We start from the raw sequence: 537 nt of genomic DNA on the forward strand, positions 1-537 counted from the left end.
TCGGAACATTGATCTCGCCCATGTTCTTGTACGCATCTACAACACCTTGTGCTACTCTATCGCAACGCACAATTCCACCGAAGATGTTCACCAGAATGGCTTTCACATTCGGGTCGCGAAGAATAATTCTGAACGCCTGCTCCACACGAGCCGCATCTGCCGTTCCGCCCACATCCAAGAAATTGGCAGGCTCAAAACCGAGCAGCTTGATCATGTCCATGGTAGCCATGGCCAATCCGGCACCGTTTACCATGCAACCCACGTTTCCGTCCAGTTTCACATAGTTCAGACCAACTTTTCCAGCTTCCACTTCTGTTGGGTCTTCTTCAGACTCATCGCGCATTTCTGCGTAATCCTTGTGGCGGTAAAGTGCGTTGTCATCCAACGTTACCTTAGCATCAACAGCCAAAATCTTGTTGTCTGATGTTTTCAACACCGGATTGATCTCGAACATGCTGCTATCGCTGCTTACGTACGCATTGTACAGCGCGGCAACAAACTTGGTCATTTCCTTAAATGCTTGTCCTGAAGGCCCTA

At 49.0% G+C, this 537-nt stretch carries 1 protein-coding gene; it reads right to left on the reverse strand.

Annotation, left to right across the window (positions count from 1 at the left end):
• The coding region (sucC, locus tag KDD36_15270) for a succinate--CoA ligase subunit beta (protein MCB0398009.1) at positions 1-537 on the reverse strand (537 nt) is incomplete at both ends.

It is taken from the genome of Flavobacteriales bacterium (assembly GCA_020435415.1).
Classification (GTDB): domain Bacteria; phylum Bacteroidota; class Bacteroidia; order JACJYZ01; family JACJYZ01; genus JACJYZ01.